This is a genomic window from Hyphomicrobiales bacterium, assembly GCA_039973685.1.
Classification (GTDB): Bacteria; Pseudomonadota; Alphaproteobacteria; order Rhizobiales; family JACESI01; genus JACESI01.
The window spans coordinates 57,669-79,829 of the sequence record JBDWKL010000043.1 but is presented as its reverse complement, the minus strand read 5'-3'; the positions used below and the strand labels follow the sequence as shown (position 1 = coordinate 79,829).

21 protein-coding genes and 1 tRNA gene are annotated in these 22,161 nt (G+C 49.7%); 17 read left to right on the top strand and 5 right to left on the bottom strand.

The window, feature by feature from the left end:
• Nucleotides 1–217 precede the first annotated feature (217 nt).
• Nucleotides 218–292, bottom strand: a tRNA-Gln gene (locus ABJO30_11505).
• Nucleotides 293–427: 135 nt separating this feature from the next.
• Here ABJO30_11505 and ABJO30_11500 point away from each other — a divergent pair.
• From ABJO30_11500 to ABJO30_11470, 7 genes are all read left to right on the top strand, one after another.
• Nucleotides 428–1,327, top strand: a complete 900-nt coding sequence (locus ABJO30_11500; GenBank protein ID MEP3233443.1) for an MBL fold metallo-hydrolase — start codon at nt 428–430, stop codon at nt 1,325–1,327.
• A 105-nt stretch (nt 1,328–1,432) separates the two neighbouring features.
• Entirely contained in the window at nt 1,433–2,827 is a 1,395-nt protein-coding gene (locus tag ABJO30_11495) for an aminotransferase (protein MEP3233442.1), read from the top strand.
• A gap of 63 nt (nt 2,828–2,890) precedes the next feature.
• Nucleotides 2,891–4,090 carry a CoA transferase gene (locus tag ABJO30_11490; GenBank protein ID MEP3233441.1) on the top strand — a complete coding sequence of 400 codons (1,200 nt, stop codon included), beginning with the start codon at nt 2,891–2,893 and terminating at the stop codon, nt 4,088–4,090.
• The gene (locus ABJO30_11485; protein ID MEP3233440.1) at nt 4,087–4,779 is read left to right on the top strand and encodes a glutathione S-transferase N-terminal domain-containing protein; all 693 of its coding nucleotides are present in this window, start codon (nt 4,087–4,089) and stop codon (nt 4,777–4,779) included. Before ABJO30_11490 ends, ABJO30_11485 begins: the two co-directional genes overlap by 4 nt.
• A gap of 9 nt (nt 4,780–4,788) precedes the next feature.
• Complete coding sequence (locus tag ABJO30_11480; protein ID MEP3233439.1) at nt 4,789–5,838, top strand: pyridoxal-phosphate dependent enzyme; 1,050 nt, start codon at nt 4,789–4,791, stop codon at nt 5,836–5,838.
• On the top strand, nt 5,795–6,988 hold the full coding sequence (locus tag ABJO30_11475) for a Xaa-Pro peptidase family protein (protein ID MEP3233438.1): 1,194 nt from the start codon (nt 5,795–5,797) through the stop codon (nt 6,986–6,988). The genes ABJO30_11480 and ABJO30_11475 overlap by 44 nt, the downstream gene beginning before the upstream one ends.
• Nucleotides 6,989–7,015: 27 nt before the next feature.
• On the top strand, nt 7,016–7,756 hold the full coding sequence (locus ABJO30_11470; protein ID MEP3233437.1) for an Asp/Glu racemase: 741 nt from the start codon (nt 7,016–7,018) through the stop codon (nt 7,754–7,756).
• Here the strand turns inward: ABJO30_11470 and ABJO30_11465 are convergent.
• Nucleotides 7,745–8,662 (bottom strand): DMT family transporter, encoded by a 918-nt coding sequence (locus ABJO30_11465; protein ID MEP3233436.1) that lies wholly within the window; start codon nt 8,660–8,662, stop codon nt 7,745–7,747. The genes ABJO30_11470 and ABJO30_11465 overlap by 12 nt on opposite strands.
• 93 nt (nt 8,663–8,755) lie before the next feature.
• Here ABJO30_11465 and ABJO30_11460 point away from each other — a divergent pair, with 93 nt between their 5' ends.
• Complete coding sequence (locus ABJO30_11460; protein MEP3233435.1) at nt 8,756–9,748, top strand: nitronate monooxygenase family protein; 993 nt, start codon at nt 8,756–8,758, stop codon at nt 9,746–9,748.
• 10 nt (nt 9,749–9,758) lie between these two features.
• The gene (locus tag ABJO30_11455) at nt 9,759–10,928 is read left to right on the top strand and encodes an acyl-CoA dehydrogenase family protein (protein ID MEP3233434.1); all 1,170 of its coding nucleotides are present in this window, start codon (nt 9,759–9,761) and stop codon (nt 10,926–10,928) included.
• Here ABJO30_11455 and ABJO30_11450 read toward each other — a convergent pair.
• Entirely contained in the window at nt 10,925–11,395 is a 471-nt protein-coding gene (locus ABJO30_11450; protein ID MEP3233433.1) for an Lrp/AsnC family transcriptional regulator, read from the bottom strand. The two genes, ABJO30_11455 and ABJO30_11450, sit on opposite strands and share 4 nt — an antisense overlap.
• 132 nt (nt 11,396–11,527) lie before the next feature.
• On the opposite strand from ABJO30_11450, the gene ald reads away from it, so the two are divergent.
• Nucleotides 11,528–12,637 carry an alanine dehydrogenase gene (gene ald, locus ABJO30_11445; GenBank protein MEP3233432.1) on the top strand — a complete coding sequence of 370 codons (1,110 nt, stop codon included), beginning with the start codon at nt 11,528–11,530 and terminating at the stop codon, nt 12,635–12,637.
• Nucleotides 12,638–12,795: 158 nt separating this feature from the next.
• Nucleotides 12,796–13,818, top strand: a complete 1,023-nt coding sequence (locus tag ABJO30_11440; protein ID MEP3233431.1) for an asparaginase — start codon at nt 12,796–12,798, stop codon at nt 13,816–13,818.
• Here ABJO30_11440 and ABJO30_11435 read toward each other — a convergent pair.
• Both ABJO30_11435 and ABJO30_11430 read right to left on the bottom strand, forming a co-directional pair.
• Entirely contained in the window at nt 13,798–15,189 is a 1,392-nt protein-coding gene (locus tag ABJO30_11435; protein ID MEP3233430.1) for a TIGR03808 family TAT-translocated repetitive protein, read from the bottom strand. The two genes, ABJO30_11440 and ABJO30_11435, sit on opposite strands and share 21 nt — an antisense overlap.
• A gap of 145 nt (nt 15,190–15,334) precedes the next feature.
• Nucleotides 15,335–15,733 (bottom strand): DUF2267 domain-containing protein, encoded by a 399-nt coding sequence (locus tag ABJO30_11430; GenBank protein MEP3233429.1) that lies wholly within the window; start codon nt 15,731–15,733, stop codon nt 15,335–15,337.
• A 260-nt stretch (nt 15,734–15,993) separates the two neighbouring features.
• On the opposite strand from ABJO30_11430, the gene ABJO30_11425 reads away from it, so the two are divergent.
• The 6 genes from ABJO30_11425 to ABJO30_11400 all read left to right on the top strand — a co-directional run bounded on the left by ABJO30_11425 (nt 15,994) and on the right by ABJO30_11400 (nt 22,142).
• A complete protein-coding gene (locus ABJO30_11425; GenBank protein ID MEP3233428.1) occupies nt 15,994–17,556 on the top strand; it encodes a helicase HerA-like C-terminal domain-containing protein in 1,563 nt (520 codons plus the stop codon).
• Nucleotides 17,557–17,560: 4 nt separating this feature from the next.
• Nucleotides 17,561–18,943, top strand: a complete 1,383-nt coding sequence (locus ABJO30_11420; GenBank protein MEP3233427.1) for a M20/M25/M40 family metallo-hydrolase — start codon at nt 17,561–17,563, stop codon at nt 18,941–18,943.
• Nucleotides 18,927–19,700: a DUF3750 domain-containing protein gene (locus ABJO30_11415; GenBank protein MEP3233426.1), complete on the top strand. Its 774-nt coding sequence runs from the start codon at nt 18,927–18,929 to the stop codon at nt 19,698–19,700. The genes ABJO30_11420 and ABJO30_11415 overlap by 17 nt, the downstream gene beginning before the upstream one ends.
• Nucleotides 19,701–19,761: 61 nt before the next feature.
• Complete coding sequence (locus ABJO30_11410; protein ID MEP3233425.1) at nt 19,762–20,619, top strand: branched-chain amino acid aminotransferase; 858 nt, start codon at nt 19,762–19,764, stop codon at nt 20,617–20,619.
• A 17-nt stretch (nt 20,620–20,636) separates the two neighbouring features.
• On the top strand, nt 20,637–21,449 hold the full coding sequence (locus ABJO30_11405) for a thioesterase family protein (GenBank protein ID MEP3233424.1): 813 nt from the start codon (nt 20,637–20,639) through the stop codon (nt 21,447–21,449).
• A gap of 96 nt (nt 21,450–21,545) precedes the next feature.
• Entirely contained in the window at nt 21,546–22,142 is a 597-nt protein-coding gene (locus ABJO30_11400) for a superoxide dismutase (GenBank protein ID MEP3233423.1), read from the top strand.
• Nucleotides 22,143–22,161: the final 19 nt, after the last annotated feature.

Sequence of the window (22,161 nt, the reverse complement as noted above, 5' to 3'; positions counted from 1 at the left end):
CCCCGTTGCGCGTGTTTCTTCGGATTTTGATCAATAATTATCCCGATGGTCCGATACCCCAAATTACTGCGTTAAAACGGCGCACAGACGCTTTAGAGCTCAATCGGCTGATAACCCGTCCCCAATGGCTCGTCGCTTTAAAAACAGCACAGAAAGCTCATAGAATCACAAGCCCATTGCGGGCTGGATCATAGTATAATGAAATTCAGAAAAAGAATGGCTGGGGTGGTAGGAGTCGAACCTACAATCTACGCTACCAAAAAGCGGTGCCTTACCGTTTGGCCACACCCCAAACCAATGAAGCTTGACGCTTCGCTCGCGGGTATAGCGACAAATTTCTTGGTACGCAACGGGTGAAATTGCCTTCTTGCAAACTTTTTCAGCAATTTTTCGTTTCAAAATGAATTTGGTCTGATTAAGTAGGCATATGAAACTAAAACAGACCTTTGAGCCAAAGCATGGCGAACTGGTGCAACTGTCTAACCTGATTGGACGGATTACAGCGCCAAATAGCAGCCCATTCACTTTTCATGGCACCAATTCTTACATCGTGGGTAAGGAAAGTGTGGCGATAATTGATCCAGGGCCGGTGATCGAAAGCCATATTGAAGCGATTATTCAAGCTGTGGGTAATCGACCTGTCACTCATATCATCGTGACCCACACCCATGCGGATCATTCGCCTGCTTGTGAGCCGCTTAAACAGCACTTTAAAGCACCGACTTATGCAGAAGGCATTCACCGCACGTCGCGTGATTTGTTTTTGGGCGAAGTGAACCCACTGGACGCAAGTGGGGATAAAGACTTTGTACCCGATGTTATTGTGGCAGATGGCGAGATCATCACGGGTGACGGTTGGACGCTGGAAGCGGTTACGACACCTGGTCATACTGCCAACCATATGGCGTTTTCATTGCGGGAGGAAAACACGTTGTTTTCTGGGGATCATGTGATGGCGTGGTCCACCAGCATTGTTGCACCACCTGACGGCTCGATGAGTGACTTTATGGCATCGCTCGATAAACTCATGGCGCGTGATGAAGCCGTGTTTTACCCCGGCCACGGTGGACGAGTGGAAAGTCCTGCTAAATTCATGCGTGGCCTTAAAACCCACCGTCTTATGCGTGAGGGTGGTATTCTTGAGCGCTTAAAAGCAGGTGACCGCACAATTGCCGAAATGGTGGCGGTTATGTACCGCGATGTGAACCCTAAGCTTCATGGGGCGGCTGGTCTGTCAGTTCTGGCCCATTTGGAAGACCTTGTTGGTCGCGGCGTTGTTAAAACAGAGGGCATGCCATCCGTGACTGGATCGTACCAGATTACCTAAAAATTTGGGCCTCATTGGTTAATTGTGCGCACGCTGTTAAAAACGCTTGTCTAAAATCAAATCCACTGACACGTTGGCGGTATTCTTTTTCTTCGAGGTAACGCCATGACATTCGATACACCACCAAGCAACATGCAAGCGCGCGACATGGAAAGTGTCGTTCATCCCTATACACCGCTGCATCGCCTCAAGGAGTTTGGCCCGCTTATGATTGAGCGTGGTGAGGGTGTTTATGTTTATGATAATCGCGGCAATGCTTATCTTGAAGGTATGTCGGGCCTTTGGTGCTCTGGCCTCGGCTTTAATGATCGTGAATTGATTGAAGCGGGCAAAGAGCAGCTCGAGAAGCTTCCTTATTATCACAACTTCACTGGCAAAGGCACAGAGCCTGCGGTGGAGCTTGCTGAAATGCTCAAAGAAATTGCGCCGATGGATTGCGGTAAGGTGTTGTTCTCGTCTTCTGGTTCAGAAGCGAATGACACGCAGATCAAGCTGATGTGGTATTATAACAATGCCATGGGGCGGCCTGAGAAGAAGAAAATCATCTCGCGGGTGAAGGCCTATCACGGCGTAACGCTTATGGCCGCGTCATTGACTGGCTTGCCTGCCAACCACGGCGATTTTGACTTGCCGCTAGATCGCGTACTGCACACAGATTGCCCGCATTTTTGGTTGTTCCATGAGGAAGGCGAAGATGAAGCATCTTTCGTTGCGCGCCTTGCGGCTAATTTGGAAGACCTCATTCAGCGTGAGGGGCCAGATACAATCGCGGCGATGATTGCAGAGCCGATTATGGGTGCAGGTGGTGTGATCATTCCACCTCAAACGTATTATCCAGCCATCCAAGCCGTGCTTAACAAGTACGATATTTTGATGATCAGCGATGAAGTGATCAACGGGTTTTGTCGTACAGGCAATTGGTGGGGTTGTGAGACGATGGACATGCATCCAACAACCATCTCTTGCGCCAAACAATTGACGGCGTCTTATGCACCGCTAAGCGCAATTATGATGCCTGATTTTATTTATGACGCGATGGTGGAGCAGTCGAAGAAACTCGGCACCTTTGGCCATGGCTATACCTATGGTGGCCATCCATTCTCAGCTGCGATGGGCGTAAAGACGTTGCAGATTTATAAAGAGCGCAACATCATTCAACGTGTGCGCGATATTGCACCGTTATTTGAAAAACGGGTGGCAGCATTTGAAGATCATCCAATGGTTGGCAATACGCGCGCTAAAGGTCTTGTTGGTGCGATTGAACTGTCAGCGGATAAGAAAAACCGCACACCATTCGATCCAAAAGTAACCATGGGCATGCGTTGCGTCATGGCTCTTCAAGAGCATGGCGTGATCTTGCGTGCTATCGGCGATAGCATCGCGCTTTGCCCACCAATGACCATCTCAGAAGATGAATTGAACGAGTTGTTTGATAAACTTGAGTTGGCACTTAATGAGACAATGGACTGGGCGGTTCGAGAAGGTCACTTTAAGGCTTAGTTTTCTCTTTGATTTTTTCTCATTTGGTGTCCAAATAGAACGGGCATCAAATAGGAGATAAACATGGCTGGTCCGCTACACGGCGTTAAAATTTTAGATATGACCTCGATGATTTCGGGGCCAACAACAACGCTGATCTTAGCGGATCAAGGCGCTGAGGTGATTAAGGTTGAAAACCCGAACTTCGGCGATCACACGCGCATTGTTTCAACCCGCCAGAACGGCTTCTCGGCGTCCTTTTTGAATAACAATCGAAACAAGAAATCTGTTGCGATCAATTTGAAATCTGACAAGGGCATCGCGGCGCTTAAAAAGCTTGTTGCTGGCTGTGATGTCTTTATTCAAAATTTCAGACCAGGCGTGATCGATCGGATGGGGCTTGGTGAGGATGTCATTCGCGAGATCGTGCCCGACATCATTTATTGCTCCATCAGTGGGTTTGGCCACGAAGGGCCCTATGCCAAAAAGCCTGTGTATGATCCGTTGATCCAAGCGCTCTCAGGCCTTGCAACAGTGCAGGGCGGGTCTGACGATGTGCGCCCGCGTTTGGTGCGCACCATTTTGCCGGATAAGCTCACAGGATACGCCGCCTCACAGGCCATCACCGCCGCACTTTATTCGCGCACGAATACAGGCGAGGGTCAGCATATTCATTTATCCATGTTGGATGCCATTGTGTCTTTCCTCTGGGGGTCGGATATGGGCGGCCACACTTTTGTTGGCAATGAGTTGAAACAGGAAACGGCGCAGAGCTTTATCGACCTCATTTATGAAACGAAAGAGGGCTATATCAGCGTCGCGGTTCAGTCTGACAAAGAATGGAAGAACCTTTGCGCAGCGCTCGATAAACCTGAATGGCTGGAAGATCCTCGCTTTCTCAACACGGCCCTTCGCCACAAGAACATCAATGATCGTTTGATGCTCACGCAAGAAGCATTGCTTGAGAAAACATCGGCAGAATGGCTCGACATCTTGGAGAAACATGATGTGCCATCGGCACCTGTGTTAAGCCGGACAAACATGATCCGCCATCCGCAAATTGAGGCAAATGGCATCGTTGCGGAAATAGATCACCCAAAGGCTGGTCGCTTGCGTCAAGCTCGCCCAGCGCCGCAGTTTTCTAAAACGCCAACAGCTTTTGATAGGCCCGCGCCTCAGCTGGGCGAACATACGATTGAAATGCTGCGCCTTGCCGGTGTTGAGCAAAGTGAAATTGAGGCGCTGTTAGAAGAAGGCGTGTTGAAAGCAGGAGAGGGTGCATGACCAAGCCGCTGGATCTTTATTATTGGCCAACGCCCAATGGTTGGAAAGTTTCAATCATGCTGGAAGAGTGCGGGCTTCCTTACAATATGATCCCCGTAAACATTTCCAAAGGTGATCAGTTCAAGCCAGAGTTCTTGAAAATCAGCCCCAATCATCGCATGCCCGCAATCGTCGATTATGACACGGATGGTGATCCGATTTCGATTTTTGAATCAGGCGCGATCCTGCTTCATCTTGCGGAGAAAACAGGCCAGTTTGCGCCGACCGACCCACTGGGCCGCAAAGAGCTGATGGAATGGCTCTTCTGGCAAACGGGTAATCTTGGGCCGATGGCTGGACAATATAGTCACTTCAAAAACTACGCCCCCGAAGGCGAACAAGAAGGCTATGCCCGCACCCGCTACATGAATGAATATTATCGTTGTCTCGGCGTGTTAGAGCGGCAATTGGGCGATGGGCGGGAATATCTAGTCGGTGAGTATTCGATTGCTGACATGATGTCATGGCCATGGGTTTTGATCGTAAAAGCGGTTGGATTGTCGCTCTCAGAATACCCGCTCGTTTCTGCGTGGCGTAATCGTATCAAAGAACGACCAGCTGTTCAGCGTGGTGTGGCGCTTGGTGATGAACACCGCCGCCGCAAACCACCGGATGAAGAAGAACGTAAAATATTGTTTGAGCAGAAATAGGAGCAGCTCGTGGAAATCTTGAAAAATACATATCGCGGAACGAGGCTCCGATCTATTTCAACAGATATACCGTTTCCAAGTGTTGATATCGAAACGGTTGATGAAGTGCTGGAAGAATACCTAAATGTAGACGTTACGCCTTTAGTGAACAGCACTGCTTTGGCTCAAGAATTTGGCATCGGGTCTTTGCACATCAAAGATGAACGCGGCCGTATGGGGCTGGGTAGTTTCAAAGCATTGGGCGCTGCATATGTCATCGCGACCATGGCGAAGAATACAGGCAACGCTGATAAGTCGACAGCGCTCGCGGGTGAAACTTTCATCACGCCAAGTGCGGGCAATCATGGTTTGTCACTTGCAGCTGGTGCGCAAAAGTTTGGCGCGAATGCTGTGGTCTATATTGCTGAGACTGTGCCAAAGAACTTTGCCGAACGATTGCGCAACTTAGGAGCAACTGTTGTGCGTGAAGGCCATGACTATGAAGCTTCTATGGTTGCGGCAATGAAGGCTAAAGAGGCGAATGGCTGGACCCTTGTTTCAGATACTTCATGGGATGAGTATTATAAAATCACTCACCTTTTGATGGAAGGTTATGTGCGCCTCGCGGATGAAGCGGTAAGAGAAGCGTCTCAAAAGCCAACCCATATTTTCTTGCAAGCAGGTGTTGGCGGGTTCGCTGGCGCAATTGCTGCTTTCTTGCGGGAGAAATGGGGGGATGAACCGCTGATTTATGTGGTGGAGCCAGATGAAGCGCCTGCTTTAATCGAGAGTATCAAAGTCGGTAAGTGCCTCAACACAACGGGCGGTGAATCTTCTATGGGGCGGCTAGACTGTAAAGAACCATCTTTGATTGCGCTTGCTGGACTTGCTCGTGATGCGGATTATTTTATCACCATTAGTGAGGAACAGGGCGAGCAGTACATGCCAATGCTTGCTGACCATGATCTTGCAACAACCCCATCTGGTGGCGCTGGATTAAGTGCTGTATTTGCTGGTGGCAAAGAGTTAGGGCTTGATGAAAACAGCCGCGTTTTATGCTTTATCACAGAGTGTGCATGAGATGGCTGAGCGCGGATTTCCTGAGCAAGAATTTGAAGCCCGCACCAGCCGCGCACAAGCACTCATGGCAAAGCAGGGGCTCGATGCGCTTCTGCTAACAACCGAAGCTGATGTTCGTTATTTTACGGGCTTTTTGACCCGTTTTTGGGAAAGCCCCGCGCGGCCTTGGTTTATTGTTGTGCCAGCCGCAGGTAAGCCCATCGCCGTTATCCCATCCATCGGCGCCGCCCTCATGGCGACCACTTGGATTGAGGATATTCGCACTTGGCGTGCACCCGATTTAAATGATGACGGCGTGAGCTTGCTCAGTCACACCATCAAGGAGTGCGTTGGCACGTCTGGCCGTGTTGGTATTCCGGCAGGGCACGAATCTCATGTGCGCATGCCGATGCATGATTTTGACCGTCTTAAAACAATGATTGCGCCAATTGAGGTGACACGAGCGGCAGGCATTGTTCGCTCGCTTCGCATTGTGAAGTCGCCATTGGAAATTGAGAAGATTGAGACCGCTGTACAAATTGCTGGCCGTGCCTTTGAGCGTGTGCATGAATTTGCAACCAAAGGCACGTCTTTGGAAAATATCTTTCGCCAGTTTCAAATTAGATGCTTGGAAGAAGGGGCGGACTTTGTGCCTTATCTTGCAGGTGGTGCAGGGCAGGCGGGTTATGGTGATGTGATCTCACCAGCAGGACCGCAGCAATTGCAAAATGGCGATATTTTGATGCTGGATACAGGTCTCATTTGGGACGGGTATTATAGCGACTACGATCGTAATTTCTCAATAGGCACGCCAGACCCACGCGCCAATGATGCCCACACAAAACTCATTGAAGCGACACAAGCAGCCTTTGATATTGCCAAACCGGGCACAACGGCAGCCGAGTTTTTTCATGCAATGGATGATGTGCTGCAAAGCGGATCTGATGCGGGACGTTTAGGCCACGGCCTTGGCACGCAATTGACTGAATGGCCGTCGATCATTCCAGATGATCATACTGAAATGGTTGAAGGCATGGTGATGACGCTCGAGCCGGGTATTGAAGTGCTCGATGGGCGCGTCATGGTGCATGAAGAAAACATCGTAATTACAAACAATGGCGCCCGCTGGCTCTCAAAGCTTGCAGCGCCTGATCTGCCGATAATTGGATAAGGCGTGACTAGATAGGGGAGTGATATCATGGTCGAATTTGCGTATGAATTTGATGAGACACGAAACCAGATGAAAACGCTGGGCTTGGTGGTGCTGCAATCAGATGAAACCATCGAACATGACTTTCGCCGAATGTTGCCCACAGACATCGCGCTTCATGTGTCCCGCATACCTAATCAGGTAGAAGTCACCCGCGAAACATTAGGTGAGATGGAGCATTCGCTTCCTGCCTCAATTAACATGATGCCTGAAGGCTTGTCGTTTGATGCGGTTGGCTATGGCTGCACATCGGGCACATCGGTTATTGGGCCAGCGCGTATTGCAGAACTCGTCCATTCACGCGGGCAGGTGAAACAAGTAAGCGAGCCTGTCTCAGCATTACTCGCCGCGTGCGAAGAACTCGACATTAAGAAGCTCGCGTTTTTGTCGCCTTATATCGAAACGGTATCGGCTGGCCTTCGCAATGTGCTCAATGAAAACGGAGTTGAAACACCAGTCTTCGGTTCCTTTAACGAAAGTAACGATTCCAAGGTCGTGCGAATATCTTCCAAGTCCGTCTATGATGCGGCTGTAACGTTGGGGCTTAACTCAGGTTGCGATGCGCTTTTCATGTCTTGCACCAATTTGCGCACCTTAGAGGTTATCGAGAAAATTGAAGACACGCTCGGCATGCCCGTCTTATCGAGCAACCAAGTGCTTGCATGGCATCTTGCTCGATTAAGCGGTATTGATCTTAAAGCTGAGGGCTATGGCCGCCTACTTGCTTGACGGTTCTTTACTTGGCTTGACCAGCGACAGACCGATCATCATCAAGGCCAGCGCCATCCAAATCCAGTATGAGTGGCTCTCTTGGTAAAATAGAATGCCAAACAAGACGCCAGCCCCTGTCACTACATAGGCAACTTGCGCCGCAAAAACAGGACCAGCATTCTCGATGAGCCAAACAAAGCCAACATAAGCAACGACGTGTAAGATGGCTGTGCCTAAGATTGCTTGTTCTGGTGGGCCAAACGAGGTTGGGGTGACCCAGCCATCTGAGATTATCAAGGCTGGAATAAGCCAAATGAGTGCGCCCCATGATAATCCACAGATCGTGGTTACAGCATCACAATCACTCGGTTGATATTTCGCAATCACAACATTTTCTGCTGAGTAGGAAATGGAGGCGATAACTGGCAGCAAAATCCAAATGGCAAGGGAGGGATCTGGTAAGCTGGTTTGAGGCGCTGCAATCAAGATCACCGCCAAAATGCCCAAAGCTAAGCCTAAACCTCGTTGTAGGTTCATATGATCAAGGCGCATAGGAACTGATATGGCGATGGTGATCATAGGCACCAATGACTGCACAATCATATTCACACCGACAGGTAGGTGCTTATAAGACTCATAAAGGACACTACTTGGTAGGGCAGTACCAAGAAGTCCGCAGGCAATGTAAAAGAGGATGTGCCCCTTGCTGATCGGTATGCGGCGACCTCTTGCAAATATAATGCACGTCAGTATCAGTCCGCCAATGACATCAGCCCACAATGTAATGCCGATTGGATGATAGCCTGTCGATACAGCAAGCTTTGAAAGCGGTGCTGTGCCACCCCATGCAATGCCGATGAAAATGAGCACGAACCATAAATGGGCTGGCTTACGTTGCGGTTTCTTGATGTCTTGAGGTGTCATGAAAAGCGCCAAGCCAATTTGCGGTTTATATGCTGGTCAGGCCAGATATCCACTGGTATCAGAGTGTAGCAAAACATTCACCTAGGATTTGTCATGCGTTCAGAAAAACATCTTCCCAAAGTTCTGCAGGGCCTTCGTATCCCCGCTGTTGGATCGCCGCTCTTCATTATTTCAGTGCCTGACTTGGTGATTGCGCAATGCAAAGCAGGCATCGTTGGTAGCTTCCCCGCCCTTAATGCGAGAGAAGCAGACGGCGAACCGCCGATGTTGGAAGCATGGCTGACCCGTATTAATGAAGAACTGGATAAGCACAATCAGGAAAACCCTGATCGACCGGCAGCGCCTTATGCGGTGAACCAGATTGTTCATAAATCAAATGCGCGTTTGGAACGTGATTTAGAAATTTGTGCAAAGTGGAAAGTACCGATTTGGATCACCTCCCTTGGCGCGCGCGTTGAGGTGAATGAGGCGGCACATTCTTGTGGCGGCATTGCGCTGCACGACATCATCAACAATCGCTTTGCTAAAAAGGCGATTGAGAAGGGTGCCGATGGTCTGATCGCAGTTGCAGCTGGTGCTGGCGGACATGCTGGCCCGCAAAACCCGATTGCTCTTATCCAAGAAATTAGAGAATGGTTCGATGGCCCGCTGCTTCTTTCTGGTTCCATCGCAACAGGCAAAGCGCTGCTTGCTGCCCGCGTGATGGGTGCTGATCTTGGTTATATCGGCTCGCCGTTCATCTCCACTGATGAGGCGAATGCTGTCGACACCTATAAAGATATGATCGTTGAGGGTGGTGCTGATGACATCGTAACATCGTCGCTCTTCACAGGCATATCCGGCAACTACCTCAAACCGTCCATTAGCCGCGCTGGGCTTGACCCTGATAATCTTGAGACAGCAGATGCAAGCTCAATGAATTTTGCAGGTGGCTCTTCCAAACCAAAAGCATGGAAAGAAATTTGGGGCGCGGGGCAGGGCATTGGCGCGGTTGAAAGCAGAGGGCCAGCAGGCGCTTTGGTCGATCGTTTGGCGGATGAATATGAGGCTGCCGTTAAAGCCACGCTTGAAGAATTGAGAGGGTAAGGGGAATATCATGGAACTTAGACGACGCATTTTTGAAGAAGAACACATCATCTTTCGTGAAAGCGTCAAGCGCTGGGTCGATACCGTTATGCGACCGCGCAAAGAAGAGTTTTATGAAAACCGTATCGTCCCAAAAGACATTTGGCTTGATGCAGGCCGCCAAGGTTATCTGTGCATGTGGGCGGATGAAAAATACGGCGGCGCTGGTATCGACGATTTCCGCTTCGACCAAATTTTGACCGAAGAAATTACCAAGTGCGATTCAGGTTTTTACGCCCCACTTCACAACCGTATTGTCGGCCCTTACTTTAATAAATTTGGCACGGAAGAGCAAAAGCAGCATTTTTTGCCAAGCGTGATTTCTGGTGAGAATATTCTCGCCATTTGCATGACGGAACCGGGTGCTGGATCGGACGTTGCGGGCATTCGCACGTTTGCAGAAGACAAGGGCGACCACTGGGAACTTAGTGGGTCTAAGACCTTCATCTCCAACGGTATTAATGCAGGGCTTTATTTGGTAGCGGCCAAAACCTCGCGTGAAAATCCCTATTCCATTGGTCTGTTTGTGGTGGAGGAAGACCGCGAAGGTTTTAGTCGTGGTCAAAAGCTCAAAAAGCTGGGCCTTCATTCTCAAGACACGGCAGAGCTATTTTTCGATGCGGTAAAAGTGCCAAAGTTCAATGTGCTGGGCGACCCGACACAGGGTTTCAAGAACATGATGGTGGGCCTTGCCGAAGAGCGCTTGATTGGGGCGGTCGGTTATGTGGCGCGGTGCGAGCGGGCGTTTGATATTACGCTGGAGTACATCAAAGAGCGTGAAGCCTTTGGTCGCCCTGTTGGCACCTTCCAAAACTCACGTTTCAAAATGGCTGGCATGAAGGCCGAAATCGATGCTGCCTACGCCTTTGTTGATCACTGTGTGATGGAACACTTAGAGGGCAATTTGACGGGGGAAATGGGGGCGGAGATTAAGCTTTATACCTCAGAGGTAGAAGCCCGCGTGGTGGATGAATGTCTGCAATTACACGGCGGCGCCGGTTTCATGGAAGAATACGAAATTTCCCGACTATACGCCGACGCCCGCGTCTCCCGTATCTATGCGGGCTCATCGGAGATCATGAAAGAAATCATTGGCCGAGGTCTGGGGCTTGATGATCGGCATAACAAACGCAAGAGTTAGCGCTTATCAATCAGGTCAATGGGCACTTCTGTGCGGCGGCAAATGGTGCGTAGGGCGAAGCTGGAGTTGACCCGCTGAACGCCTGGTAGGGCCGTTAAAATATCGTGGTGGATGCGTTCATAGTCTTGTACCCCATTGCATAAAATGCGGATCAGATAATCCCAGTCCCCCGCCATTAACACGCAACCCATAATCTCAGGGTGGGTAATCACTTGTGCCTCAAAGGCATCGAGTGTTTCTTGAGTTTGATCTTTCAATGTTACTTGCACATAGGCGCTTGTTTCCAAGCCAACGTTTTCTTCATTCACAATGGCTGCATAGTGTTCAATGACACCTGCCTTCTCAAGCGCTTTGACCCGTTTGTGACAAGCAGAAAGCGATAATCCCACAGCGTCACCCACTTCTTGGAAAGAAGCACGGCCATTCACTTGGAGGTGCGATAAAATTTCCCTATCAAATTTATCCATTCAATAATTTATCCTGAAATTTCGGTTAGAAAGAAAAATATTTCGAAATAGTCATAATTTCAAGCGAAAATATCGAAGATTTTCTGTGGATTCTCCTCTACCCTTTTAGGAAGTGAAATTCGGGAGAATAAAATGAAAATCGGTGTACCAAAAGAAATCAAAACTAAAGAATTCCGCGTTGGCCTAACGCCAGCCAGTGTTGCTGAAATTACAGCGCGTGGTCATTCAGTAATCGTTGAAACGCAAGCGGGTGCTGGTATCGGTGCTTCTGATGACGATTATAAAGCAGCTGGCGCAGAAGTCTCACCCACGGCTGCAGGCGTTTTTGAAGCGGCTGAAATGATCGTTAAGGTGAAAGAACCTCAGTTGAGCGAATGCGCGATGCTGAAACCGCACCACACGCTTTTCACTTATCTTCACCTAGCAGCTGATAAGCCTCAAGCAGAAGCGCTGTGCAATTCAGGCTGCTTGGCCATTGCTTATGAGACTGTAACGAGCAACCAAAACACGTTGCCATTGCTTCAGCCAATGAGTGAAGTTGCAGGGCGTTTGTCTATTCAAGTCGGTGCAAATGCATTGATGAAACATGCAGGCGGCGAAGGTTTGCTTATTGCGGGTGTTCCAGGTGTTGCGCCAGCGAAGGTCGTAATTTTGGGCGGCGGTGTTGCAGGCGAGAATGCTTTGCAAATGGCGCTTGGTATGCGCGCTGATGTGACAATCTTTGAACGCAACGTAAACCGCATTGCTGACCTTGATCGCCAGTATGGTGAGCGGGCCAAAGTTGTTTATTCAACAGGTGCTGCCGTTCGTGAAGCGGTTCTTGCTGCTGACTTGGTTATCGGTGCTGTCTTAATCCCAGGTGCTGCGGCTCCTCGCTTGGTCACGCGTGAAATGCTGGGTCACATGAAAGACGGTTCTGTGCTAGTCGACATTTCGATCGACCAAGGTGGTTGTTTTGAAACATCACGTGCCACAACACATGATGAACCAACTTATGTCATTGACGGTGTGGTTCACTACTGTGTGGCGAATATGCCAGGTGGTGTGCCGAAAACATCTGCATACGCATTGAACAATGCAACGCTTCCTTTTGTGTTGAAACTTGCTGACGGCGTAAGCGCTGCCTTGGCTGCAGACCCGCATCTAGCAGCTGGTGTGAATGTTTCAAACGGTGCCATTACCCATGAAGCCGTTGCAGATGATCTTGAAATGAGTTTCGTAGCGTTTTCAAACGCTGCGTAGCGATGGGCGTTTCCCCCCCTCTATACGCCCATTCCCTCAAGCCTCGTTGATCTTCGGATCAACGAGGTTTTTGTTTGTCTGATTGAAGGGGATAACTTGCCGTAACCTGTTCTTTGGAATAGGGATGAGTGGTGTTTATTGGCTGTTTTGAGAGACCGATGGAAAACCCAATCTTAGTAGAAGTTACCCGTGGTGATTATGTTGAAAGTGTTCATCGCGGCGCTATTTCAATTGTTGATGCCAAAGGAACTGAGCTTGTTTCGATCGGCGATGTTGAACACCCCGTTTTCCCACGCTCTGCGATTAAACCTTTGCAAGCGCTTTATCTGGTTGAAAGTGGTGCTGTCGATGGTTTCAATTTGAGCACCTTGGACATTGCCCTTTCCTGCGCGTCTCATAGCGGCGAGGCTATCCATACTAAAGGCGTCTCAATCATGCTGGATAAAGCAGGGTTGGACGCAACATGTCTTGAGTGCGGCACCCAATGGCCGACCAGCACTGAGGAGCGGGCTGTAATTATGAAGGCTGGCGAAAAACCCGTTGCCCTTCACAATAATTGTTCTGGCAAACATGCAGGCTTTATCTGCGCGAGCCATCATCTAGGAGAGACGGTTGAGGGCTATATCATGCCAGATCATCCAGCCCAACGTGAGACAAAGGGTATCTTAGAAAACCTTTATGACTTCAATCTAGAAAATCCAAACCAGACCGGCACCGATGGATGTTCTATCCCGACCTACGCTGTGCCCTTGAAGAATTTAGCGCTCGGTTTTGCGAAATTTGCGGCTAAAAATACGGGCTCAGTAGGCCGTGACCAAGCAATGGGAAAAATCCATGATGCTTGTGTAGCCCATCCAGATTTAGTGGCAGGAACGAAGCGCTTTGATACTGTGGTTATGGAAGCATTTGGCAAAGCTGTGCTTGTGAAAACGGGTGCTGAAGGTGTTTATGCGGGCAGCATTCCATCGCTCGGTCTCGGCATCGCGCTTAAATGCGAAGACGGCACCACGCGGGCATCTGAGGCGATGATGGCAGCATGTCTTGCCGCTCTCTTGGAAGAGCGCCCAGCAAGCTTAGAGCGCTATTTGAACTTAGAACTAAAAAACCGTAACGGTTGGAAAGTGGGTAACGTAAAGCCCGTCGATGGGTTGCTTAAGAAGCTAACTGACGCGGTTGCCTGATACGCTCAAATGATTATAGCCCGTGCGCCGTGCGCCAACCAATTCACGGGTTACGGGTTTTATCCATTCAAACCCGGTAACAGCCTGCTGTGAAATTTCAGAAAACACATTGTCTCGCACCAGCACATTGCGTGAGCCTTTAACAACGCTTGCAGTTACACCCCAAGGCACGGCGCGTACAACATTGTTGCTAACAATTACGTCGCGGCAAAACTCACCCCAGCCAACATGAATGCCTGCTTGCGGCGTGTTTTCAATCGCGTTTGCATTGATGATGGTGTCGGCTTCTGCGTAAATTCCGATGCCTGGTTTGAAGTCGCTAGGGTTTTTGTAAGGCAGCTTATTGGTCAAGTTGCGGATGATGTTTCCGCTAACAGTTGCAAGCCTTCCGCCTTCATTGAAATTGGCAAGCGATACACCGATCGTGCCACCGTCAATGATATTGTTCGCGACGACTGCGCCTTCAAAAGTGAACTCGCCATAAATTGCGGTTTCCCCTGAGCGGCTACAATTATTGCCGACGATTTGGACATTGTGCCCTGCATTGACCCTGACGGATGAAAACGCACAATCGGCAATCCTATTGTTCGCGACCATCACACCATGGGCTTGATAAATATTGACCCCGTTGCCCCATTGCCCCGTGCCACCATTGGTTGATTTTATGCCAACGATCCGATTGTTGGTTACAACAGAGCCATCTTCGCCCGTTGTAAAACGATGAACCAAAATGCCACCATTTCCGCAATCAGCGATGTCGTTATCGGTGATCGTGATGCCGCGGCTTTGTTTGGAGAAAATTGCGGTATCAACAATTTTACGGAAACGACAATCGCGAATGGTGCCTTTAGCGCCGACAAGATCAACGCCATGCAGTCCACTGCCAACAAAATCGCATGACGATAATCGCAGATCACGTACCGTATTGACGGTGAGCAGGCCTTGACCCTCTTCTGATAGAGGGAAGCTCAAACCATCAAAAATGATGCCGTGAATATGGATAAGGTCAACCCGCTCCGCTTTGGCGAGATACCCAATGCCCGTAAAGGCAAGGCGTGTTGAACCGGGTACGCCGATCAATCGAGTGCGGCGCGGAAAATTGAGTTTGCTTACTTTGTAAACGCCACCAGGCAAGAAAACCGGAGCGTCGCGTTCCGCCGAAATGTTCAGTAGCTTTTGGAATGCCTCAGTCTGATCGTCAGGAGAACCGGGTGTCACGCCGTTTGATTGGGCTTGTATTACGTTATCTGGGAGTGCCGTCGCGTCAAATGCGCTCAATGGCTGGATAAGCGGTAGTGCATAGGCCGGTGTCGTAAGGACAGCGCCTAGGCCTGATGCACTTTGCAAAAAACGACGTCTCGTAAACAACATCAAATCATTTCAATCCATCTGATTCGGAGATGATGAAAGTTTACTCATTTTGTCGATCAAAAATAGCAGCACACATGGTTTTGATGTGTAGAACGAAAAAAGGGCCGGAAATTCCGGCCCTTTTAAAATCTGTATTCAGTGTCTTTTAGACGAACTGGCTCAATCCAGGGATCGCACTGATCACTTCAGTTACTGTGTCTTCGCCAGCTTTTTCTTTTGCGAAGCCAACAACTTCTGATGCAACGCCTTGTACGTCGCCCATGCCAAGGCCTGCGCCTGTGAGCTGACCCATAAGAGCCATAGCGCCGCCGCCGCCACCGCCGCCCATCAGGCTGCCAACAGCGCCCATAAGACCGCCGCCGCCGCTTTCTCCGCCAGCAGAAGCAATCAAATCTTCAGCACCGGGCATTGCGCCCATAAGTGCGCCAACTTTGTCTGCAGGACCTTCGCTTTGAAGAAAACCAAGGATCATGCCAACAGCTTTTTGCGCTAGGTTCTCGTCAATGCCAACGTTGCTAACGATGCGGCCAATTAATTCTTCCATATTCCGAAGCTCCATATATCTAAGGTTGTGGTTTTTTGCGAATGCACCCACTCTTGAACTGATTATTGAGCACGTTGTTTCCATGGAAACAAGGAAAAATACCGCTTTTCAGCAAATTTTTGAATAGCAATTGTAACATTTGTGATTTTTTGACAATTAAACTAATTCCGTAAAACGCAGCAAAGCCGTTGCTCATTGTCGTCTCATCCGCTTATATCGGTAGGAGTTATTAAAGAGCACTGCGCGACAAAGGAAATGCAATGTATCAGGACGGCAAAATCTACCTTGGGACCAGCGTGAAGGGAGAATATCTCGACCTGAAGCGTGCAAACCGCCACGGGCTGGTTACTGGTGCAACGGGTACAGGTAAAACAGTAACCTTGCAGATTTTGACAGAAGGATTTTCAAACGCTGGCGTTCCAGTCTTCTGTGCAGATGTAAAAGGCGACCTTTCGGGCTTGAGTGCGAAGGGCGAATATAAGGACTTCCTCGATAAGCGCGCCAATGAAATTGGTTTTGCCGATGAATATGAATTTGAGTCCTTTCCGACCGTGTTTTGGGATTTGTTCGGTGATCAAGGTCACCCAATTCGTACCACAGTGTCAGAAATGGGACCGCTGCTTCTTGCGCGTTTGATGGAACTTAACCCAACCCAAGAAGGCGTGTTGAACATTGCTTTCAAAATTGCGGATGATGAGGGCCTGCTTCTTCTTGATATGAAAGACTTGCGTGCGCTGTTGGTAAACCTTGCTGATCGTGCCTCTGAGATTTCAGCCGAATACGGCAATGTATCGAAAGCCTCAATTGGCGCGATACAAAGACAGCTTCTCGTGCTGGAAGAGCAAGGCGGCGAAGATTTCTTTGGTGAGCCAGCGCTCGACATCATGGAAATCATGCGGACCAACCGTCAGGGGCAGGGCCTTGTGAACATCTTGGCTGCTGACAAGCTGATGGGTTCGCCGCGTCTATATGCGACGTTCCTATTGTGGCTTTTGTCTGAATTATTTGAAGAATTGCCAGAAGTGGGCGACCCAGAAAAGCCGCGCCTCGTTTTCTTCTTCGATGAAGCGCATTTGCTGTTTGATGAAGCGCCAAAAGCACTGGTTGAAAAAGTGGAGCAAGTAGTCAAACTCATCCGCTCAAAAGGTGTTGGCGTTTATTTCGTCACACAAAACCCGCTTGATGTGCCAGATGGGGTTCTCTCGCAATTGGGCAATCGCATACAACATGCATTGCGCGCTTACACACCGCGCGAACAAAAAGCCGTTAAAGTTGCAGCATCTACCTTTAGACCCAACCCAGAATTTGACGCTTATGACGTGATTATGGAGCTTGGCGTTGGTGAAGCACTTGTTTCAACGCTGGAACGCAAGGGTGTTCCGTCAATGGTTCAGCGCACGTTGATCCGCCCACCATCATCACGCCTTGGTCCGCTCACAAAAGCAGAGCGCAAAGCGGCCATTAAAGACAGTCCGATTTACGGGCTTTATGATGAGGCACAAGATCGTGAATCTGCTTATGAAGTACTGAAAGGCCGCGCCAAGAAAAAGGCTGAGGCTGAGGAAAAACAGCGCGAACAAGAAGAACGTGAACGCGAAGAAAAAGGCCGCATGAAACGCTCACGCAGTGGCTACCGTGATGATGAAGGCTACCGTGATGATCGCCCAACGCGCCGCTCGCGTCGTAAATCGACACGCGGCCGTGGCAGAAAACGTCAGAGCGTTGCAGAAGCGGCGATGAAGTCAGTGACACGCTCAATTGCGAGTTCACTCGGGCGCGCTTTGGTGCGCGGTATTCTAGGCAGCTTGAAGGGTGGGCGCTAAATCTATGAGCATTGAAGCGGTACTTGAAAACGTCGATCAAAATTTGATTTCTAGCCTAGATCGGCTTTTCGATTTGATGCGGATCAAAAGCATCTCGACTGATCCTGCCTATAAAGCTGATTGCCAAAGTTGTGGCGAATGGTTGGTGAATGAGCTGAACGGAATTGGCTTTGATGCCTCACTCCGCATGACCCCCGGCCATCCAATGGTTGTGGCCCATGATAAAAACGCGACAAGCGGACCGCATGTTTTGTTTTATGGCCATTATGACGTGCAACCGGTTGATCCGCTCGACCTATGGGACAGCGATCCCTTCGCGCCACAAATCATCACTATGGAAGATGGCAGCAAGCGGATTACGGGCCGCGGTTCTGCCGATGACAAAGGGCAGTTGATGACCTTTGTCGAGGCGTGCCGTGCTTATAAGGCTGTGACGGGTGCTTTGCCGTGTTCTGTGACGATCTTTTTTGAGGGCGAAGAAGAATCTGGCTCGCCAAGCCTTGATGGTTTCTTGGAAAGCTCAGGCGACGAATTGAAGGCTGACATTGCTTTGGTCTGCGATACTAATATGTGGGATCGCGACACACCTGCAATCACCACCACATTGCGCGGCATGTTGGGTGAGGAAATCACCATCAAGGCCGCCGATATGGATTTGCACTCTGGCTATTTTGGCGGACCTGCGATTAATCCTATCCGTGTGTTGAGCGATATTTTGTCCAAGCTTCGTGATGAAAATGGTGCGGTGACTATTCCAGGCTTTTATGATGGCGTTTTGGAAATTCCAGCTGACATCAAAGAGATTTGGGACGGTCTCAATTTTGATGCGGACGCCTTCTTGGGAAGCGTCGGCCTCTCTGAGCCTGCGGGCGAAAAAGACCGCTCTGTATTGGAACAAATTTGGACGCGCCCGACGTGCGAGATTTGCGGTATTTGGGGTGGGTACACAGAGACAGGTTTCAAGACTGTTCTGCCAGCCGAAGCCCACGCGAAAATCTCATTCCGTCTGGTTGGTGAACAAGACCCGCATAAAATTCGCGAAAGTTTTCGCAAGATGGTGCAAGAGCTTTTGCCGCCTGATTGTGAGGTTGAATTTATCGGTCACGGTGCGAACCCTGCGACCATGTTGCCGTTTGATAGCCCGTGGCTCACCAAAGCACGCGGTGCGTTGGATGAAGAATGGGGTGTTCAAACAGCAATGGCGGGTATCGGCGGATCGATCCCTGTTGTTGGCGATTTCAAAACCCATCTCGGTATGGACAGCTTAATGGTTGGCTTTGGCCTTGGCGACGACCGTATTCACTCGCCTAATGAGAAGTATGAGCTGAAGAGTTTCCATAAGGGTATTCGCTCTTGGGTACGGATTTTGGATGCGCTGGCTGATTAGAAGTCGCTTGGTTCAAGCTCTCCTCATCCTCCTTGTTTTGCTGTTCGGTCCCGTTCTGATTGCGGGCGGGTTTTACTATTTCAGTGATGATCAACCGCCATGGTGGGACGCTAAATTTCAATCCAGCGGACAGGCACCTTTGGCCCAAAACCATGAGGGCGCTGTCGTGCAAATTTATGCGGCGCGTGCTTATCGCTGGCGCGGTGTTTTTGCGGTTCACACATGGATTACCTACAAAAAGCAAGGCAGTAATGCCTATGAGCGCTATGACGTAATTGGTTGGAATGCTGTGCCGCTCACGAGAAATCGTGGGGCGGGAGATGCTGATTGGTTCGGCCGCGCACCTGAACTTATCTATGACGAGCGCGGCGAAAAGGCAGCGTTGCTTATCCCAAAAATTGAACAAGCAATTGCAGATTACCCTTATGGCGGGCGAGGCGGTTACACCACGTGGCCCGGCCCAAATTCTAATACGTTTGTTGCCCATGTGTTGCGCCAAATACCTGAGATAGATGCCGCCATGCCGCCCCATGCTGTCGGCAAAGATTTTGGGACAAGTTGGTTCTCCGTTTTGGAAACGCCATCCAACACGGGTTGGCAGATTTCTTTCAAGGGCTACGCTGGTTTTGCTGTTGGTCTTGTTGAAGGGTTGGAGCTTCATTTCCTGGGTGAAACCTTGGGCATTGATTTCTTGCGGCCTGCGTTAAAATTTCCGGGCCTTGGTCGTCTTGGTATGAACCGTGTCAAGAAGCATTGATTTTGCTTGACCCGCTGAGCGTCAAACGTAATGTTGGAAACAGCAAAAAGAAGGAATGAACATGGCTGACTGGTCAGAAACGTGGACATGGATTGATGGCAAATGGCACGAGGGCAATGTGCCGATCTCCGGCGTGCGCTCTCATGCAACTTGGCTTGGGTCTAGTGTTTTTGATGGTGGTCGAATGTTTGATGGCGTGATGCCTGATATGGACCTTCACGCCGAGCGGGTTAACCGCTCTGCCAAATCGCTCGGACTTGCCCCAACCATGCAAGCAGGTGAAATTCTTGAACTTGCAAAAGAAGGTGTTGCGAAATTTATCAGCGATGATGCGCTCTATGTTCGACCAATGTATTGGGCGGAAGAGGGCGGCTTTATGGGCGTTCCGCCAGAAGCTTCCTCAACGCAATTCTGCCTTTGCATCCATGTGACGCCAATGCCAGAGCCAACGGGCTTTACTTCGATGGTGTCCAGCATTCGCCGCCCCGCACCAGACCAAGCCCCCGTTGATGCGAAGGCTGGTTGTCTTTATCCCATGGGTGGGCGTGCTATTCGTGAAGCTCAAGACCACGGTTTTGAAAATGCCATCGTGCTTGATGCCATCGGCAATGTGGCAGAATTTGCGACTGCGAATTTATGGACAGCAAAAGACGGCGTTGCTTATACGCCAGCGCCAAACGGCACCTTCTTAAATGGCATCACGCGCCAACGAGTGATCAAACTCCTGCGTGAAGCAGGAACTGAGGTTGTTGAGAAGGTCATGACGGTGGCAGAAGTAATGGATGCGGACGAAGTGTTCTCAACGGGCAATTATTCCAAGGTGATGCCTGTCACCAGTGTTGGCGATAAGAAATTTGGCATTGGTCCAATCGCTCAAAAATCACGCGATCTCTATTGGGATTTCGCCCACTCTTCTTAAAGCTCAAGTATTTGAACATGACCCACCCCCTCGATGAAGGCACAAAGCTTGTCGCCGTTGAAGAAGGCATTTGGCAAGGCCAACCCAGCGAACCGTATAAAAACATGGTCGGCCCTTTTGGTGGGTTCGTTTCTGCAGCGTTCATGCGCTCCGTGTTGGAAGATCCGCGTGTGATGGGAACGCCTGTGGCGTTGACCGTCAATTTTTGTGGCGGGTTGGGCGATGCGCCTTTTACGATCACCACTAAGCTTCAACGGGGTGGAAAATATACACAGCACTGGTCGCTAGAACTCTCACAAGAAGAAGGGGGTGTTAGAGCAACCGCCTCTATCGTGATGGGCGCGCGGGGTGAAGCATTTTCTCATCAAATCGCCAAAGCACCCCAAACACGGGATTGGCAGACAATTGAGCCATTGCCCCCATTGCCAATGTTTAACTGGATTAATTCGTATGAATTCAGGTTTGCCAGTGGCGCGCCAGATTTTACGGGCAAAGAATTTGAGCCGTTGAAAGAAGGTCCGACAGAAGTTTGGGTGCGCGACAAGCCATCAAGACCGCTTGATTATCTTTCACTAACCGCACTTGCTGATACGTTTTTTCTGAGGCTCTTACATGTGCGTGGGACGTTTCCTCCCATGGGAACCGTTACACTCACCACCTATTTCCATGCGACACCAGATGAATTGAGCGCGCAAGGTGATCATCCCTTATTGGCGGTGGCGAATTGCAATCGCTTGCATGGTCAGTTCAACGACCAGCCGATCTGTCTATTTGGTGTCAACGGAAACGCCCTTGTTTCGGGCACTCAAGTGGCTTGGTACAAACATTAGTAAACTCTTCTCTTGCCCTTAGAGCAAAGTGAACCTATTTTCCGATTTATAAAGTTTCTCGCGCACTTAAGCGCTTTTCCCTTGGAGATACAAAAAATGGCTTTCATCCTTCCAGATCTGCCTTACGCCTATGACGCGCTCGGCCCTTACATGTCTGCTGAAACTCTTGAGTTTCACCACGACAAACACCACAACGCTTATGTAACTGCTGGTAACGGCATGATCGACGGCACTCCTTATGCTGACATGAGCCTCGAAGATGTTGTTGTGAAAAGCCACGGCGACAATGCAGGCCTCTTCAACCAAGCTGGCCAGCACTACAACCACATTCACTTTTGGAACTGGATGAAACCAAATGGCGGCGGCGCTATTCCTGGTAATCTTGAAGCGAAAATTATTGCTGACCTTGGTTCCGTTGAAGCATTCCGCGATGCGTTCATCAAAGCAGGCATGACACAATTCGGTTCTGGCTGGTGCTGGCTTGCATTGAAAGATGGCAAACTAGAAATCATGAAAACGCCAAACGGCGAAAACCCATTGATCCACGGGGCAACACCTGTGCTTGGCTGTGATGTTTGGGAACATTCATATTACATCGATTACCGCAACGCGCGTCCAAAGTACTTGGAAGCATTCGTTGATAATCTTGTAAACTGGGAATACGCAACAGAGCTTTTCGAAGCAGCGTCGTAATTCTAGGTATCGAATTTAT